Origin of the sequence: Parageobacillus caldoxylosilyticus NBRC 107762 (genome assembly GCF_000632715.1) — a bacterium.
Lineage (GTDB): Bacteria > Bacillota > Bacilli > Bacillales > Anoxybacillaceae > Saccharococcus > Saccharococcus caldoxylosilyticus.
Window position 1 is genome coordinate 21,000 of record NZ_BAWO01000047.1, and the last position, 16,346, is coordinate 37,345.

Annotated in this window: 19 protein-coding genes; 15 read left to right on the forward strand and 4 right to left on the reverse strand. The window is 46.7% G+C overall.

The window, feature by feature from the left end:
* The first annotated feature begins 79 nt into the window (after positions 1–79).
* Both GCA01S_RS12615 and GCA01S_RS12620 read left to right on the forward strand, forming a co-directional pair.
* The gene (locus GCA01S_RS12615) at positions 80–745 is read left to right on the forward strand and encodes a 5-bromo-4-chloroindolyl phosphate hydrolysis family protein (RefSeq protein ID WP_017437624.1); all 666 of its coding nucleotides are present in this window, start codon (positions 80–82) and stop codon (positions 743–745) included.
* Complete coding sequence (locus GCA01S_RS12620; RefSeq protein ID WP_017437623.1) at positions 729–1,919, forward strand: toxic anion resistance protein; 1,191 nt, start codon at positions 729–731, stop codon at positions 1,917–1,919. Before GCA01S_RS12615 ends, GCA01S_RS12620 begins: the two co-directional genes overlap by 17 nt.
* 30 nt (positions 1,920–1,949) lie before the next feature.
* Here the strand turns inward: GCA01S_RS12620 and GCA01S_RS12625 are convergent, their stop codons facing one another.
* Both GCA01S_RS12625 and GCA01S_RS21025 read right to left on the reverse strand, forming a co-directional pair.
* Positions 1,950–2,411: a YndM family protein gene (locus GCA01S_RS12625; protein ID WP_042410456.1), complete on the reverse strand. Its 462-nt coding sequence runs from the start codon at positions 2,409–2,411 to the stop codon at positions 1,950–1,952.
* 27 nt (positions 2,412–2,438) lie between these two features.
* Positions 2,439–2,567, reverse strand: coding sequence for a hypothetical protein (locus GCA01S_RS21025; protein WP_017437621.1), 129 nt, complete (start codon positions 2,565–2,567; stop codon positions 2,439–2,441).
* A gap of 152 nt (positions 2,568–2,719) precedes the next feature.
* Here GCA01S_RS21025 and GCA01S_RS12630 point away from each other — a divergent pair, with 152 nt between their 5' ends.
* From GCA01S_RS12630 to GCA01S_RS12655, 6 genes are all read left to right on the forward strand, one after another.
* On the forward strand, positions 2,720–2,917 hold the full coding sequence (locus GCA01S_RS12630; protein ID WP_017437620.1) for a YozQ family protein: 198 nt from the start codon (positions 2,720–2,722) through the stop codon (positions 2,915–2,917).
* Between the two features lie 98 nt (positions 2,918–3,015).
* The gene (locus tag GCA01S_RS12635; protein WP_017437619.1) at positions 3,016–3,849 is read left to right on the forward strand and encodes a DMT family transporter; all 834 of its coding nucleotides are present in this window, start codon (positions 3,016–3,018) and stop codon (positions 3,847–3,849) included.
* A gap of 94 nt (positions 3,850–3,943) precedes the next feature.
* Entirely contained in the window at positions 3,944–4,351 is a 408-nt protein-coding gene (locus tag GCA01S_RS12640) for a VWA-like domain-containing protein (protein WP_026078681.1), read from the forward strand.
* Between the two features lie 186 nt (positions 4,352–4,537).
* The gene (locus GCA01S_RS12645; RefSeq protein ID WP_017437617.1) at positions 4,538–5,839 is read left to right on the forward strand and encodes an ammonium transporter; all 1,302 of its coding nucleotides are present in this window, start codon (positions 4,538–4,540) and stop codon (positions 5,837–5,839) included.
* A 21-nt stretch (positions 5,840–5,860) separates the two neighbouring features.
* The gene (locus tag GCA01S_RS12650) at positions 5,861–6,907 is read left to right on the forward strand and encodes a DUF294 nucleotidyltransferase-like domain-containing protein (RefSeq protein ID WP_017437616.1); all 1,047 of its coding nucleotides are present in this window, start codon (positions 5,861–5,863) and stop codon (positions 6,905–6,907) included.
* Positions 6,904–7,632 (forward strand): exonuclease domain-containing protein, encoded by a 729-nt coding sequence (locus tag GCA01S_RS12655; protein ID WP_042410458.1) that lies wholly within the window; start codon positions 6,904–6,906, stop codon positions 7,630–7,632. The genes GCA01S_RS12650 and GCA01S_RS12655 overlap by 4 nt, the downstream gene beginning before the upstream one ends.
* Positions 7,633–7,669: 37 nt before the next feature.
* On the opposite strand, the gene GCA01S_RS12660 is transcribed toward GCA01S_RS12655, so the two are convergent.
* Positions 7,670–8,164, reverse strand: coding sequence for a PCYCGC domain-containing protein (locus GCA01S_RS12660; protein WP_017437614.1), 495 nt, complete (start codon positions 8,162–8,164; stop codon positions 7,670–7,672).
* 146 nt (positions 8,165–8,310) lie between these two features.
* Complete coding sequence (locus GCA01S_RS12665) at positions 8,311–9,282, reverse strand: ABC transporter substrate-binding protein (protein WP_042410461.1); 972 nt, start codon at positions 9,280–9,282, stop codon at positions 8,311–8,313.
* Between the two features lie 191 nt (positions 9,283–9,473).
* On the opposite strand from GCA01S_RS12665, the gene GCA01S_RS12670 reads away from it, so the two are divergent.
* The 7 genes from GCA01S_RS12670 to GCA01S_RS12700 all read left to right on the forward strand — a co-directional run bounded on the left by GCA01S_RS12670 (position 9,474) and on the right by GCA01S_RS12700 (position 16,281).
* A complete protein-coding gene (locus tag GCA01S_RS12670) occupies positions 9,474–10,475 on the forward strand; it encodes a FecCD family ABC transporter permease (RefSeq protein ID WP_042410465.1) in 1,002 nt (333 codons plus the stop codon).
* The gene (locus GCA01S_RS12675) at positions 10,472–11,524 is read left to right on the forward strand and encodes a FecCD family ABC transporter permease (RefSeq protein WP_042410468.1); all 1,053 of its coding nucleotides are present in this window, start codon (positions 10,472–10,474) and stop codon (positions 11,522–11,524) included. The genes GCA01S_RS12670 and GCA01S_RS12675 overlap by 4 nt, the downstream gene beginning before the upstream one ends.
* Positions 11,525–11,539: 15 nt before the next feature.
* The gene (locus tag GCA01S_RS12680) at positions 11,540–12,355 is read left to right on the forward strand and encodes an ABC transporter ATP-binding protein (RefSeq protein ID WP_042410469.1); all 816 of its coding nucleotides are present in this window, start codon (positions 11,540–11,542) and stop codon (positions 12,353–12,355) included.
* A complete protein-coding gene (locus GCA01S_RS12685; RefSeq protein ID WP_042410471.1) occupies positions 12,352–13,098 on the forward strand; it encodes an IucA/IucC family C-terminal-domain containing protein in 747 nt (248 codons plus the stop codon). The genes GCA01S_RS12680 and GCA01S_RS12685 overlap by 4 nt, the downstream gene beginning before the upstream one ends.
* Before the next feature lie 142 nt (positions 13,099–13,240).
* Positions 13,241–15,253, forward strand: coding sequence for a putative bifunctional diguanylate cyclase/phosphodiesterase (locus GCA01S_RS12690; RefSeq protein WP_042410474.1), 2,013 nt, complete (start codon positions 13,241–13,243; stop codon positions 15,251–15,253).
* Positions 15,254–15,348: 95 nt separating this feature from the next.
* A complete protein-coding gene (cdaS, locus tag GCA01S_RS12695) occupies positions 15,349–15,960 on the forward strand; it encodes a sporulation-specific diadenylate cyclase CdaS (RefSeq protein ID WP_017437606.1) in 612 nt (203 codons plus the stop codon).
* A 15-nt stretch (positions 15,961–15,975) separates the two neighbouring features.
* Entirely contained in the window at positions 15,976–16,281 is a 306-nt protein-coding gene (locus GCA01S_RS12700; protein ID WP_017437605.1) for a DUF5634 family protein, read from the forward strand.
* Positions 16,282–16,346 lie beyond the last annotated feature (65 nt).

Below are 16,346 nucleotides of genomic sequence, written 5' to 3' on the forward strand. Positions count from 1 at the left end.
AAATCGTCATTTATACGTATGAAAGAAAGAGGACATGTTATAATGGAAGTAATAAAGTGTAGGGAGAAAGGGATGAACGATGAAACAGCTGTTGAAGACGTTATGGCGCTGGTTTGTTTCATGGAATATAGGAGTTGTGGTGGCCATCATCGTGTTTTTTCTCGCCGATTTTCACGTCCTTCCTTCCTTTTTATCGGGAATGGGAGCGATGTTCGTTACATCCATGGTGATGAAAAAACGAGATCATCGCATTACGGCGCAAGAGATGTTTAAAGAGGAAAAAGCGTATATTCGCTCCCAGCTCCATGAAGCGCGGAAACAGTGGAAACAAATGCGTCGCGCCCGTTACCGCCTCCGCTCGCTGGTGATGTGGCAAAAAATTTCGCGTATGTGCATGATCGTCGACAAAATGATTCGTGCGGTGGAGCAACATCCGCATCAATTTCGCATCGCCCAGCCGTTTTTCTTAAATGAATTGCCAATGGCGGCGACAATGATCGAAAAATATGTGTATTTAACCAATCAGCCTGTGCGCAGCCAGGAGATGAAAGAAGTGCTTTGGAAAACGGAACGGCTTCTCGATGAACTGGCGGGGACGGCAGAAAAACGGCTTCTGGAAATACTTTCAAATGACGTGTTTGATTTACAAGTCGAGGCGAAAATGCTCGAGCAATCGCTAGAGCAGCAAAAGCTTTCGGAAACGATGCAGTGGAGAAAGGAGAACGACTATGAAACCGTCCGATAAGACGCCAGGTGGCGATCTGCAATATCCAGAGTGGACAAGCTCGCTTGACTCGCTCTTGGAAAACCCGTTTTCCTTGCCGAGCGAGCAACACGAAACTGCTGTGGAGCAACCGCAGCCGACAAAGCTTCTTGATACGTTAAAGCCGGAACATCGCGATAAAGCGCTTCAGCTGGCGAAACAAATCGATCCGCGCAATCAGCAGGCAATCATCCAATACGGGGTGGCGGCGCAAGCGGAGCTGTCCAAGTTTTCTCATACGATTCTTCATCATGTGCAGACAAAAGATGTGGGTCCCGTTGGCGAAGTGATCAGCGATTTGATGACGAAAATTAAAGAGGTAAATCCGGATGATTTGCTTCCGGCGAAAAAAGGGCTGCTTTCGCGGCTATTTGGCACGGTGTCGAAATCGCTGCAAGGACTTGTCGCCAAGTACCAAAAAATCGGCGTCGAAATTGATAAAATCGCTGATCAGCTCGAGAAACATCGGCAGATGCTGTTTCGCGACATTATGATGCTAGAGACGCTGTATGAGAAAAATAAAGAATACTTTGATGCGCTAAATATTTATATCGCCGCGGCGGAATATAAATTGGAAGAGTTGCGGACAAAAGTGATTCCGGAAAAACGCGCCCAGGCAGAACGGTCAGGAAACCAAATGGAAATGCAGGAAGTCAACGATTTGCTGCAGTTTGCCGATCGTTTGGAAAAGCGGATCCATGATTTAAAATTAAGCCGGCAAGTAACGATTCAAACAGCTCCGCAAATCCGTATGATTCAGCATATGAACCAAACGCTTGTCGAACGCATTCAATCGTCGATTTTAACGGCGATCCCGCTATGGAAAAACCAAGTCGTGATCGCCTTGACCTTATTCCGCCAGCAAAAAGCGGTTGAGGCGCAAAAGCAAGTGGCGGAAACGACGAATAACTTGCTGCTTCGCAATTCGGAAATGCTGAAAACAAACAGCATAGAAGTCGCAAAGGAAAATGAGCGCGGGCTTATTGATATTGAAACGTTGAAAAAAACGCAGGAAAATTTGGTGGCTACCTTAGAGGAAACGTTGAAAATTCAGGAAGAAGGCCGCCGCAAACGGCAGCAGGTCGAACGGGAGCTCGTGACGATGGAAGAACAGCTGAAACAGACGTTATTGTCATTGAAACGCAACGATCGATAAAGAAAAAGCTGACCTCTCATCTAGATGAGGTCAGCTTTTCTGTTTTTGGTCATCATGATCTGCTTCACGGCGGACGTCGAATTCTTCCGCCATCTCCGTTTGCCATTCACGCCCTAGCAAAGGCACTTTTTCTTCTTCTTGGCCGTGAAGGATGAAGCGATGAACATAAGCATGGAACAACACTTCGCCAAGCGCGACAAGCAGCGCGGAAAAGAACGTAGCGTTTAAAACCGCAGTACCGTTGCCATCGTAAAAAGCACCGATGCCGATCCAGACGCCGACAAAAGCGAGGCCAAAGTCCGCAATCGCCGCTGATAGATTCCCAAAGCGCGGGAGAAGGTACAAATCGCCGAGCGCATAAGCAACGATGGTCATCCACAGGCTGAACCATAACAGTTCCGCCGAGGAGACGCGCAAAAATAACGGGACGATCGCAAAAAAGACCGTAGCCAGCAGCACGTACTTTAATACAAGTGCGATTAAATGTTTCATTTTTAAACGCCATCCTTTAACCGAACATTATTCGGCCGGGAAATTTGGTCCTTCCAATTTTTTGTCTCCATATCCAGGCTGTTTTTCGGTATCTTTTTCCGGTTGTTGTTTTTTTTGCTGTTGTTCGACGTTGTTGTTTTGCTTTGCTTGTTTCATGATGTTCATCCTCTCTTCCATGAATGGTTTACCATTAGTTTGCCGTTTTGATGCGAATGTATGCATGCAATACCCATAAACTTCCTCTTTTTATTTTGCCTTGTTGTTCCACATTAATAGTGAGCGGAAATGAACAAGGAGGAATCTGATCCATGGAAAAGAACGAACAACTGCAAATTGCGGGAAGACAGTACGAGCCATCCGATGAGGAAGCGTCGTCTTTTTCCGCTTCCGCGTTGGCACAAACGCATGAGCAGGTAAGCGATGTATATGCGGAAGGGACAGTGGAAGCCGTCATCGATAACGTGGAGGGAAAAGACATCCCTCTTTCCCGAGAACGAAAACAGTAACAGCGGAGCGTCAAGGCGGGAAAAAGCCTTGACGTTTTTACGTTTTTTCGATTTATAATAGAGATTGTACAATTTATTCAACAGGGAGAGGGACAGACGTGTGGTTGGCTGCTGCTGTGATGACCGCGGTTTGTTTCGGCATTAACAATACGCTGTTTAAATGGAGCACGCGCCATTCGATGTCGAAACAACATATCCAGTTTTATTTTTATATGGTGGCGTTTGGCATTATGGCGCTGTATGGATGGATGACAAAATCGCTCCATCCAAGCGCGACATCGATGATGCTCGGAGCGTTGATCGGGATTTGCAATGCGACGGGAAACATGCAAATGTCGGGGGCGTTTGAGAAAGGGCCGGCCAGTTTGACGGCTCCGCTGGTGGCAGTAAATGCGATTTTTCCGGTGCTGGCAGCGGGGATGATATTTGGCGAACATATTCCGCTTTTACACTGGATCGGCATTTTATGTATGTTATGTTCCGCTGCGATCATTCAATATACTCCGAAAGTGGAGAAAGGAAATCATGAATACATACCTTGGCTGTTTCATATCGCCATGGCGATCGTTTCGTTTGGAATAGTAGGAATTTTAATGAAGTGGTGTTCGGTCATCGGCATCGGTTCGCTCGACTTGCTGACGGCGATGTATGGCGGCGGCGGGCTGTATTTATATTGGAGCTGCCGCAAAACGATTGTCCATAAACGGGAGTTTCGGGTAGGCGCGACGGTGGCTTTTTTCAGCGTCATCGGCTTTAGCTGCTATTTTTATGCGCTTACGACAGGCGTTGCATCCATCGTTTTTCCTGTTGTCAGCTTAAACTGCCTCATTGTCGTTTTTTTAGGTTGTTACTTATTCAAGGAAAGACTAAAAGCGTACCAGCTTATCGGCATTGCGACTGCCTTATGCGGATTAATTTTGACAAAATTGTAGGAGAAAGAGGAAAGAAAAACAGTTCGTACTCAGCTTCCTTCCCGTTCATACTAGTACTGTACATTGCCATACTATATTAGGGGGGCTGATGATTGTGAAATGGCAACGAGCAATTTTGGCATTACTAAAAGAACGAAAAGATCATTCCATTGCCTTGGCGATTGATACGTCCACCCGCCCATCACGTCCCGTGCTCATTCAAAACATTGTCAAGCTGTTTGAAAAAGTACGGCCGGATACGCTGCTCGTGCAAGCGGATTTTAAAATTCGCGACGTATCTCCGGTCGGTGTTGCCACCATTAAGTATTTTAAACATGGAAAATCATCGTATACAGAAGTGTTGGAATGGGCAGCGGAGCAAAAAATCGATACGCTTTTTTACATCACCGATGTCACTGGCTATTTTTATGAAGAATTGCAAGTCGACTATGAAGTATTTTGGCTTGTACCGGACGACTATATGCCGCGCGTGCCGTTCGGAAAGCCGATTCGCGTCGCGTAAAATGTACGGAATGCCTTAAGGCATTCCGTTTTTTCTTTGCGATTTTGATAAAATCAATGTTATAAAACATAACAAAATCTATTAAGTAACCGGTTACAAAAAGAAGTTAATATTGAAATTTGGTTTTATTTGTTATATATTATTACATATAAAGTTATGAAAAATTACATTAAGGGGGAGAAGTGAATGGATGGCAAAATGCTAGCTGCGGGTCTTGACGCATTATGGGTAATGGTGAGCGCGGTGCTGGTAATCGGAATGCAGGCTGGGTTCGCGCTTTTAGAAGCGGGGTCGACGAGAATGAAAAATTCGGGTCATGTCGCCGGAAAACAGATTCTCAGCTTTGCGATCGCCTCGCTGGCGTTTTGGGCATTTGGCTTCGCGATTGCGTTTGGAGAGGGAAATCGCCTAATGGGAACGGATGGATGGTTTTTAAAAGGGGATGAAAAGACGTTTGCTTCGTTGTCATGGGCGAATGTTCCGCTAGCGTTGAAATTTTTGTTTCAGCTCGGTTTTGCCGGGGTGTCGCTCGCGATTGCCTGGGGAGGATTTGCCGAGCGCGCCAAGTTATCGGTCTATTTTCTGTTTGGAACGATTTTTACGATCGCCATATATCCGGTCATTGGCCATTGGGTATGGGGCGGCGGATGGCTTGGCGAAATAGGCATGCAAGATTTTGCCGGCTCTACGGTCGTTCATTTGCAAGGGGCGATCGCCGCGTTGGTCGCGACGGTTTTGCTTGGACCGCGCATCGGCAAGTTCAATAAAGATAAAACGCCGAACGTCATTCCGGGACACAACCAAGTGTATACCGTCATCGGCGGATTGATTTTATGGATCGGCTGGTTTGGGTTTAATGCGGGGAGCACGATGGCGGTAGGCGATGGCTTTTTCGGTTATGTGGCGTTAACGACGAATTTAGCGGCTGCGGCGGGAGCGGTTGCCGCCCTTGTCACGGCGAAAATCATGGTTGGAAAAGCGGATATTCCAGCGATGGTCAACGGGGTGCTTGCCGCGCTTGTAGCGATTACAGCGGCGTGCGCTTTCGTGGAGCCATGGGCGGCGGTAGTAATCGGCGCGGCTGCCGGCTCATTGACATTTTGGACGTCGATTTATTTTGAGCGAAAAGGGATCGATGACCCGATTTACGCGTTTTCCGTGCACGGCATTGCCGGCATCATTGGTACGATTTCGACTGGATTTTTCGCTTCGCCGCGATTAGTCGAAATAACCGGGATCGGCAAAGCGGGCCTTGTGTATGGCGGCGGATTTCATCAATTGATCGTGCAGACGGCCGGCGTGCTCGGCGCATCGGTTTATGTAGCGATCGTCTCCTTTGTCGTCTTGTTTGTATTAAAGAAAACGATTGGATTGCGCGTGACGGCAGAACAGGAAATTTCCGGATTGGATATTAGCGAACACGGTTCATACGGTTATCCGGAGCAGTTGGATCCTGCCTACCAGCCAAAGCCGATGGTGCAGCAGTAATCTTGTTTAAGGTGAACGATCATGGAATCGTTATATGAATGGGTGAAGCAATTGGAAGAGGCGCAAACGATCGGGGAGCTCCGACTGTATCATGATGAGCTCGCCAGACGGTTGCGTTATCAGCTGCGCTGGGAGGAACTTGAGGCGATTTCTGAAATCGTCGCTGATGCGCATGATGCGATGATGAGGCGGGTATTTTGCTTGGCCGAACAGGAAACATTGCGCGCGATAGCCGGCGTCCGTCCGCGCAGCTGGTGCTGGTATGCGATGGGAAGCATCGGGAGGCGGGAGCCGACGGTATGGACGGACCAAGATCATGGTATTTTGTTTGCCTGCGCGGAGCAGGAAGAGCAACAATGTTATGAATTCATCCGCCATATGGCCGCTGTAGGAACGAATTATTTGCACGAAATTGGCTACCCGTATTGTTCCGGCTACGTAATGGCGACAAACAAACGGTGGGGGCAGTCGCTTTGCGATTGGAAGCAACAGATCAAGATGTATATAAGCGGCTGTCTTCCTAATGATATCCGCTTTTTGTTTATCGCCATGGATATGCGGCCGATTTATGGGGATAGCGAGCTGGTTGCCGACAGCAGGCGGACGCTGTTTCGTTCGACGAACGAGAAGGCGCAGCTATTGCGGCAAATGGGGGAGCATGTGATGTTTCCTAGCGTCCCTTTAGGCTGGATAGGCAACGTGCAAATGGAACGGTGGGGACCCCACAGTGGAGCGATTCATATGAAACATAGCGGGTATGTGCAAATCGTCAACGCGCTAAAGTGGCTGGCGTGTGCTGCCAATATTTCCGCGGCGACGACATGGGAACGGTGGCGCGAGATCACAAACAAGAAGCTGCTTCCGCTGCCGTTGGCGGAGGAAGTGAGGGATGCGCTCTTGACGTATTACTATATTCGGATAAAGTATGCAACGGAAGCGGCAAACGAGCGGGACTATGTATTATGGCGCGCACTGGAAACAAACGAACGAACACGGCTGAAAAAAGCGATGAAGACCGCAAAAAAGCTGCAGCGGCTTGTCCTGCGGCGGGCAGGTGGTATTAGGTGAGGGAGCGGCATCGTTTTTGGCAGCGGGCGCTTCGCTTGCTGTCGCTGGAAATACCGCGCGAAGCATTGTCTGCCTTCCTAGACGGGGAGCATTCGCTGCATCAGGAAATGTGGCTGCGATCGCTGCGGAAAGAAAAGCAGCAAATCGATATAACTATTCCTTTAGCGGAAGTGCCCTTTGTAATTATTGACATGGAAACGACGGGGTTTTCTCCGCAGCAGGGCGACGAAATTTTGGCGATGGCGGCGGCGAAAACGTTAAACGGAATCGTAAAAGAGAGATATTTTACGCTCGTTTGTCCGGAAAAAGCGATTCCGCCGCATATTTCCGCATTGACGGGAATTCAGGCGAAAGACGTCCTGCATGCCCCGCGCCTGCGGGAGGCGCTCCGTTCATTTTTATCGTTTATTCATGGCGGAGTAATGATCGGCTATCACATTGGCCATGATTTATCGTTTCTCCGCCACTTTCTCTGGAAGTATTATCGGACCAAATGGGCCGCGCACTTTTTCGATATGCAGCCGATGGTGGAAATGATTTTGCGCTGTTCGTGCCCTACGTTCGATGAAGCGCTGCAATATTACGAAATTTTATGCCAAAAGCGGCATACGGCTGACGGCGATGTTGAGGCGATGGCAAAGCTATGGAAGGTGTTATTGGAGGAATTAAAGCAACGCAACATTGAAACGTTGCGTGATTTGTATGCGGCGTTAAGTATGCGGTAAAAAGGCTATCTCCGGCAAGAGGGAGATAGCCTTTCCATTATAATGATTTCGTTGGTGTCGGTTCCGCGTAGCCTTCTTTATATTTTTCATCAATCATTTGGCGAATTTCCTTGATGGATTTTCCATGTTCATAGGCGGCGATGGATTCAGCGGCAATATCGAGGCAGACGCCGCATTTGGTCGCATGGTCATCCCAAACAACGGAGCCGTTTTTTCGCGTCTCATAAACGAAACAATCGTAGTTATTTTTATGTCCGGCCGCTTCACCGCAGCCGCAGTAGCAAGGAATATGTTCGAGCAAGTCTTTATGCTTGGCGGCTTGCTGATACAGGACGGCCATATCTTCTTCAAAATTGCTTAGAAAGGTTGGAAGATGGTCGATCGATTTCGTCGTTTCGCGGATATCGCCGGAATTGGTTGTATATGTCATGGAATGGTCATGCTTCGCTTCGCTTGTTTTGTCATCGGAACAAGCGCCCATGATGATGCCAAATGAAAGCAGACATGCTGCCATGATGGCGGTTCGCTTCATGCCATCGTCATCCTTTCCATATAGGTTTGTACTTTGAATTTAACATAGTATCGTAGAAGCGACAACTTTTTTCCATCGACAGCGCTATCGATTGCAGGTGCCTGCATAAAAAAGCTGCCCTGCAGAAGAGGGCAGCTTTTTTCCGTTTATGGTTGTTGCACGAAATATTTTTCGATGTCATCAAGCATTAAATGGGCAGCGAGCACACCGCCTGCCGTGTTCCAAATCGTGTCGCTTACTTTGTATACTTTTCCTTGTTTTGCAACGTTTAAGCTTTTAAAGAGCGGGTCGTTAATCCATTCTTTTTCTAGTTTGTTTGCTTCTCCGTCTCCTGTTTCATAGGTGAAGTAGAAGAGGATATCGCCGTCCATCGCTGGGATGCGTTCTTTCGTTACACCCGTTTCCGCAAAGTCATTGACATTTTGCGATTCCGGACGGGCAAATCCTAGCTGGTCTAAAATGACGCCGGAGAACGAGTCTTTATGATAAATGCGGACATCTCCTGGCATAAAGCGAACGATGGATACTTTCATCTTCAATTTGTCGCCTAATTTTGCTTTTAATTCTTCAATACGCTTGTCATATTCGGCGATGACTTCTTTTCCTTTTTCTTCTTTATTTACTGCTTTGGCATAGAGCATAAAATTGTCTTTCCAGTTGCCACGGAGCGTTTCCGAAAAAACAGTAGGAGCGATTTTGGATAGCTGCTCGTAAATTTTTTCATGGCGCAGTTTATTGCCGATAATTAGATCCGGTTTTAATGCGGCGATCGCTTCTAGGCTTGGTTCTGCTTCCGTTCCCAGCTCCTTGACGCCCTTCATTTTATCTTTAATGTGATCGTACCAAGGGTCACCCGTCCATGATTTGACGGCGCCGACCGGTTTAACACCTAACGCTAATAGCGCTTCCGTTCCTTCATTCGTTAAAATGACGACGCGTTTTGGAGTTCCTTTTATTTCTGTGGTGTCCATGGCGTGTTCAACGGTATAGCTTATTTCTTTTTGTTTTTCATTTCCATTGTTTTTTGGCTCTGCCTCCTCGTTTTTACTGCAGCCAGCGAGAATGACAAGAAGAGAGAGAGCAGCGGCGAGGAGAAAAGAGAATTTAGATTTGAACATTATGTATCCCCCTTAATTTTGATAATGATTTTCATTTACAAGAGAAATGATAAATGAAGACGATAATCATTGTCAATAGAAAATGAAAAAATGATGAGAAATGGTTGAAAATAAAATAAAAAACCATTGACATTGAGAGTCATTATCAAATAGACTTATCGATAGAGATAGATATATAAGGGAGATTTACGATGTTAGCTACAAACCGGAAGAGATCGATTGGTTTGTTTATCCTATGCTTGTTGTTCATGACAACCATTTGGATGAGCATCATTTACGGCTATACCGATACAAATTGGAAAAATGCGATAGAGGCGTTCACGAACAATAACGGTTCGAATGCCCATATCATTATTGAAACGGTCCGCCTGCCGCGGGCGTTGATTGCCGCAGCGGTGGGGGCAAGTTTAGCGATGGCGGGGGCGCTCATGCAGGCGTTGACGAAAAACCCGCTTGCTTCTCCGGGGATTTTTGGCATTAATGCGGGGGCTGGCTTTTTTATTGTTCTATTTGTGACCTTTTTCCAAGTACATTCGCTGCAAATATTTACATGGCTAGCTTTTAGCGGTGCTGCGCTGGCAGCGGCAATCGTGTTTATCATTAGCGCAGTCGGAAAAGACGGAGCAACCCCCTTGAAATTAACGCTTGCCGGCACGGCGGTCGCCGCCTTGTTTGCTTCGTTAACACAAGGAATGTTAGCCGCAAATGAAAAGGCGCTGGAAGAAGTGTTATTTTGGCTAGCCGGTTCGATAGCCGGACGGAAGCTGGAAATGTTAATAGCCGTTCTTCCATACTTTATCGTTGGCTGGATTGGATCACTGCTGCTCGCGCAAAAAGTGAACATTTTAATGATGGGTGATGATGTGGCGAAAGGTTTAGGGCAGCGCACGAATGCGGTGAAAGTAGGAGTAGCGCTTCTTGTCGTATTACTTGCCGGCAGTTCGGTCGCCGTTGCCGGACCGATTGGATTTATCGGCATCATCGTTCCACATATTGCGCGTGCGCTAGTTGGCGTGGACCATCGCTGGGTCTTGCCGTATTGTGCCTTGATCGGAGCGATTTTATTGATTGCGGCTGATATTGGGGCGCGCTATATTTTAATGCCGCGCGAAGTTCCGGTCGGAATTGTGACAGCGTTTCTTGGTGTTCCGTTTTTTATTTATATTGCCCGTAGGGGGATTTTAGCAAAATGAAGAAGTATGCATCGCTGCGAGTCGGGAAATCGATCTCGTTTTTGGTCGATAAAAAAGCGATAACCATTAGTTTGATTTTATTAGCTGTTAGCGTGGTCATATTTCTTGTCAGTGCGGGCAGCGGCGAAATGTATATTTCCCCGTTGGAAGTGGCGAAAACGCTGTTTGGAAATGGTTCGGACATGAACGAAATCGTGATTTATACGTTTCGCTTGCCGCGCATTCTTGTCGCATTGTTAGCGGGGATGTCTCTTGCCGTAGCAGGGGCGATTTTGCAAGGAATGATCCGCAATCCGCTCGCCTCGCCGGACGTGCTCGGCATTACGGGCGGGGCCGCTGCAGCGGTCGTCACGTTTTTGACGTTGTTTAGCGACAAAAATAATTCCTTAACCATCAGCATCCATTGGCTGCCGCTCGGCGCGTTTGTCGGTGCGACGGTAACTGCCTTGCTCGTGTATATGCTGGCTTGGAAAAACGGCATGGCACCGCTGAGGCTTGTATTAATAGGGATTGCAATATCCGCACTGATGCAGGCGCTCACAACGTTATTAATGATTACCGGCCCGATTTACCGGGCGAGCCAGGCGAACGTTTGGATTACTGGAAGCGTCTACGGCGCTTCGTGGAAGCATGTCACACTGCTTGCGCCATGGGCTTTGATTTTGCTTGCGGCTAGCTGGCTATCAGCACGGAAGATGAACATTCAAGAATTAGGCGATGAATTGGCAATCGGAGCGGGAGTTTCCTTGCAAAAGCAACGTTTTTTCCTTCTTTTATTAAGCACTGCCTTAACCGGAGGAGCGGTCGCTTTTGCGGGAGGCATTGGCTTTGTCGGGTTGATGGCGCCGCATATGGCAAGAAGGCTTGTCGGTTCTTCGTTTGGCGCACTTCTTCCTGCATCCGCGTTATTAGGAGCTATTTTCGTGATGGCGGCTGACCTTGCCGGACGCATGCTGTTTGCCCCAATGGAAATTCCAGCCGGGGTATTTACAGCGGCAGTTGGGGCGCCGTATTTTATTTACCTATTATATAAAAGCCGATATGCATAAAAGGGGTGGAAGAATATGAACGCCTTACAAGCAAAAGAGCTAACATTATCATATGGAAATACGATTATTATTGATGAGCTGGATTTAATGATTCCAAAAGGAGAAATTACCGTATTTATCGGGGGGAACGGCTGCGGGAAATCGACGCTGCTTCGCGCTTTGGCGCGGCTTTTGAAGCCGAAAGGCGGTTTGGTTTTACTAGAAGGAAAAGAAATCGCAAAATTGCCGACAAAAGAGGTGGCGAAAAAACTGGCGATTTTACCGCAATCGCCGACGGCACCGGAAGGATTGACGGTACTGCAGCTTGTTAAACAGGGGCGGTATCCGTATCAGACATGGCTGAAGCAATGGAGTGACGAAGACGAGCAAGCGGTGCGGCGTGCGCTCGAGGCGACGAGAATGACAGAATTGGCGGAGCGTCCGGTCGATTCGCTCTCAGGAGGACAGCGGCAGCGCGCTTGGATCGCGATGACATTAGCGCAAGATACGGACATTATTTTATTGGACGAACCGACAACCTACTTGGATATGACGCACCAGATTGAAATTCTTGATTTATTGTTTGAACTAAACGAGAAAGAAAAGCGCACGATTGTCATGGTGCTTCATGACCTCAACTTGGCGTGCCGCTATGCGCATCATATTGTTGCGATTCGCGATAAAAAAATATATGCGCAAGGAAAACCGGAAGAAATCATTTCCTGCCAACTGGTGAAAGACGTATTTCAAATGGATTGTCAAGTGACATATGATCCATTATTTGGCACTCCGCTTTGCATTCCGTATGGAAAAGGAAGATGTATTTTGCAGAAAGAAGGCGTTTCATCATGATTCTTTCCACGGAGGAAATAAAGGTATTAGAAACGTATCGGCTTTCAGTGGTGCGGATAAACTCGCCGCTATCGATTCGCATTGATCAGTTGCATAAGGAGAATGTTCTTGTCGATTATTTAGAAAAAGTTCGTCAAAAGCTAGGTGCCGCCAATAAAGTGGTGGCGGCATCCATGTTGATCAAACGCTATAGCTTTCTTGCAGCGATGTCGTTATATGCGATGTCCGTTTGGAATAAACGGCTTGTGCTGTCACCAGAGCGGATTTGGATGGAAACGGATGATAATGATGATATGTGGCTGCCGACTTTTCGCTTTGAAGAGCTCAAGGCAGAAATATGCACAGGCTGCCGCGACCAATGGCGAGAAGAGACGGTACGCCAGTTATTTGCTGGACATTTCTCTCCATTAATAGAAAAGCTACGAAGCATAACGAAAATATCTGTCCATATATTATGGGAAAATATTGCTATTTATATTTATTGGTTGTATGAGACGTTAGGCAAAGATGATTCGCTTGCCTACATTCGCGAACAACTTTACAACGACTTTCATTTCCTTGTTCACGACGCTGATGGAGCGTTATTCGGCACTTTTCGACAAAATCCGTTAAAACGGTTTTGGAAAGGAAATGCGGGTGTGAAGCAGCGGACCACATGCTGCCTTTACTACCAAACAGAAGAAGGAATGCACTGCCAGACATGCCCGTGCATCCTCCGCGAGCGTTATCCGAAAACGAGTTGAAACAGCACCTATTTTACGGTGCCGTTTCTTTTTTTTACCAAAATTTTTCGCGAAATTTGTTGATTTTTATCGATATTTTCGTGAAAATGAAAGTATAGAAGGCAGCTTTGCTGAAAAATGATTATGGCGAGGTAATTGTTGTATGACCAGTAAGTATGCTGCTTATTTCCACCATTTTGCCGAAGCAGTGGCCATTTTTAGCACTGAAGGGGATATGTTATATAGGAACCCTGTGTTTCAGGCGCTGTTTAGCGCCAATGAATATGATGATCAAGCACTGGCATTGATGGCGGAAATACCGTTGCTGCAAGCAGTCAAAAACGGCGAATCAATTGATCATATTGAATGGACGATCAGAACCTCTGCTGACGATATAATCCTAGTTCGCGCTTCATTTTCGCCCATTGTCAACGAACAGGGGGAAGTCGATGCGTTTTTATGTGTATGCCGCGATGTGACGAAAGAAAAGAAACTCAAACAGATGTTGGAAGAAACGCAGCAACGCCTGCAACTAGTTGTGGAGCATTCTACCGATTATATTCTCATTTTTTCTAATCAGCGTGAGCTCATATACATACCTTCTTTATGGAAGAAAGAAGAAATGGCAAGTTATCCTTGTTCATATGAAGATATTTTTCAGTTTATCCATCCTGATGATTTGCCGATCATTAGGCAAAAGTTCGATGAGCTGTATCATACATATAAGGCGCAAATCGCCGAGTTTCGCAAGCGCGACCGGAGAGGAAATTGGATATGGATGGAAGCTCATGGGAAAGCGATTGTGAATGAACAAAATGAGCTTGATTATGTCATTGTAACGATCAAAAATATCGGCGAACGGAAGCGATACGAAGAAAAACTGCGCCAGCTCGCTTATTTTGATTCATTGACGGGAATTGCGAACCGCAGCCATTTTGAACGGTACATAAAACAGCTGGTCGAAAGCCAAACCGCATTTGCCTTGTGCTATTTGGATTTTGACAAGTTTAAATGGATCAATGATCATTTTTCCCACCAGGCGGGCGATTACTTTTTGCAAGAAGCGGTAAAGCGCGTGCAAAGCGTGCTCAGAGCCGAAGACTTTTTTGCCCGCATTGGCGGGGACGAATTTGTCTTGTTGCTTCCTAATGTGACAAAAGAGGAAATGGCCAAACTTGCTGATAAACTGGTGACCGCGTTTCATCAGCCATTTTACTACGAAAAACAGCTCATTCAGTCGACGCTGTCGATGGGAATCGCGTTTTTCCCAAAAGACAGCGATCGCATCGAACAAGTGATGAAATATGCGGACCAGGCGCTGTACAACGTCAAAGAGCAGGGAAGAAATGGTTATGCATTTTATCGCCCGACCGAAAATCGGAAGGCGGTGATTGAGCAAGATTTGCCGTTTGCGATTATGTGCGAGCAATTTTATTTATGTTACCAGCCGAAGATCAAGCTTGGCAGCGGCGCGGCAATGGGAGTGGAAACACTGCTGCGCTGGCGCCACCCGTCTCTTGGTGAGATTCCGCCGCTGGAGTTTATTCCGCTGGCGGAAGCGAGCGGGTTTATTTTTGAAATTACGTTATGGGTGCTAGAGCATGCCTGCCGGCAAGTAAAAGAATGGCAGATGAAATGTCCAGGATTGAAGCTGGCGGTCAACTTATCACCGTTTTTGTTAAATCGGCCGGAATTGATTCATCATGTGAAACATATTTTACATGCGACAAATTTTGCCCCGGAACATTTAATTTTGGAAGTAACCGAGAGCGGTTTAATGGAAAATATTGAAACGGGTAAGAATATTTTAACAGAATTAGAAAAGATAGGGATTCAAGTCGCTATCGATGATTTTGGTACCGGCTTTTCTTCACTAGCATATATTCGCAACCTGCCAGTGTCATTGCTAAAAATTGACCGCAGCTTTATTCAAGGAATCGCAGAAAACTCGAAAGACGCGACGATTGTCGATACGATTATCCATTTGGCCAAAAGCCTAGACATTCAGGTGTTGGCGGAAGGAGTGGAAACTTATCCGCAAGTAGCGTTGTTAGAGCAAATGCACTGCGATTTTGCGCAAGGGTTTTACTTTAGCAAGTCATTGGAGGCAGAAAAACTGCAACAATGGCTCGAAGAATACAACCGATCGGTGTGTGAACGTGATGATCCCTTCTAATGCCTACTATTAGAAGGGATTTCTTTTTATTTCCATTTGTTTTTTTCCGGAAATGCCACACACTAATAAGTAACCAATAGTGATGGGGGAATTTCATGTTTCAGGAGTCATTACCGCTTGACCAACCGATGAAGGAGCAAATTCTTCGCTCTTTATATGAGATCACGGCAGAGGTCGAGGCGATCCGCCACACGTTAGCAACGGAAGACTGTTGCATATTGTCGCGGTTAGAAGCGTTGCAAAAACGCATTTTAGATGTGCAAACGACGGCGGCTTCGTTTTATTTGAAATCATATCTATCCGCATATACACCGCATTATACTGACTTATCTCTTGCCGCGAAGCATTTAGCGGAACGCCGTCATGGCGCGCTTATTGTCATTGAGCGGAACGACCCGCTCGATGGTTTATTGCATCACGGTATTCCGGTCGGCGCGAAAGTGTCCCATATGCTGCTAGAAACGATTTTTTATCCAGGCAATCCGCTGCATGACGGAGGGACGCTCATCCGTTACGACGAAATTGTCTCCGCAGGCAATATTCTACCGCTTGCGGAGCGTGTGACGACGAAGAAAAAATTAGGCACCCGCCATCGCGCAGCGATTGGATTAACGGAGCGAAGTGATGCGCTGGTGATCGTCGTCTCCGAAGAAACCGGTACCATTTCGTTTGCCATTAACGGACAATTACACGTATTGCGTCCATGAGGAGGAGGGAGAAAAATGGAATTTGCGCCAAGAAGCGTGATTATCAATGAGTTTATTGACACGCTGCAGCCGTTGATGGATGTTTATCACTTGGATCAAGTCGGAATTTTCGAAGAAGAAGGCGAAGGGAACAAGTATTACATCGGCTATACAATCAATAAAGATGATGAAATGATTGTTCTTCATATGCCATTTGTCAAAAATGAACGCGGTGAGCTGGCGCTGGAAAAACAAGAATGGACGATTCGGAAAGATGGGCGGGAACAAAAAGGGTATCAATTTCTGCAAGAAGCGATGGACGAAATTACGAATAGACGATAAAGAAGACGGTTTATGCTTCATGCCGAGATCGTCTTCTTTTTTTGTGAAGAAAAAAGGAAAACGAA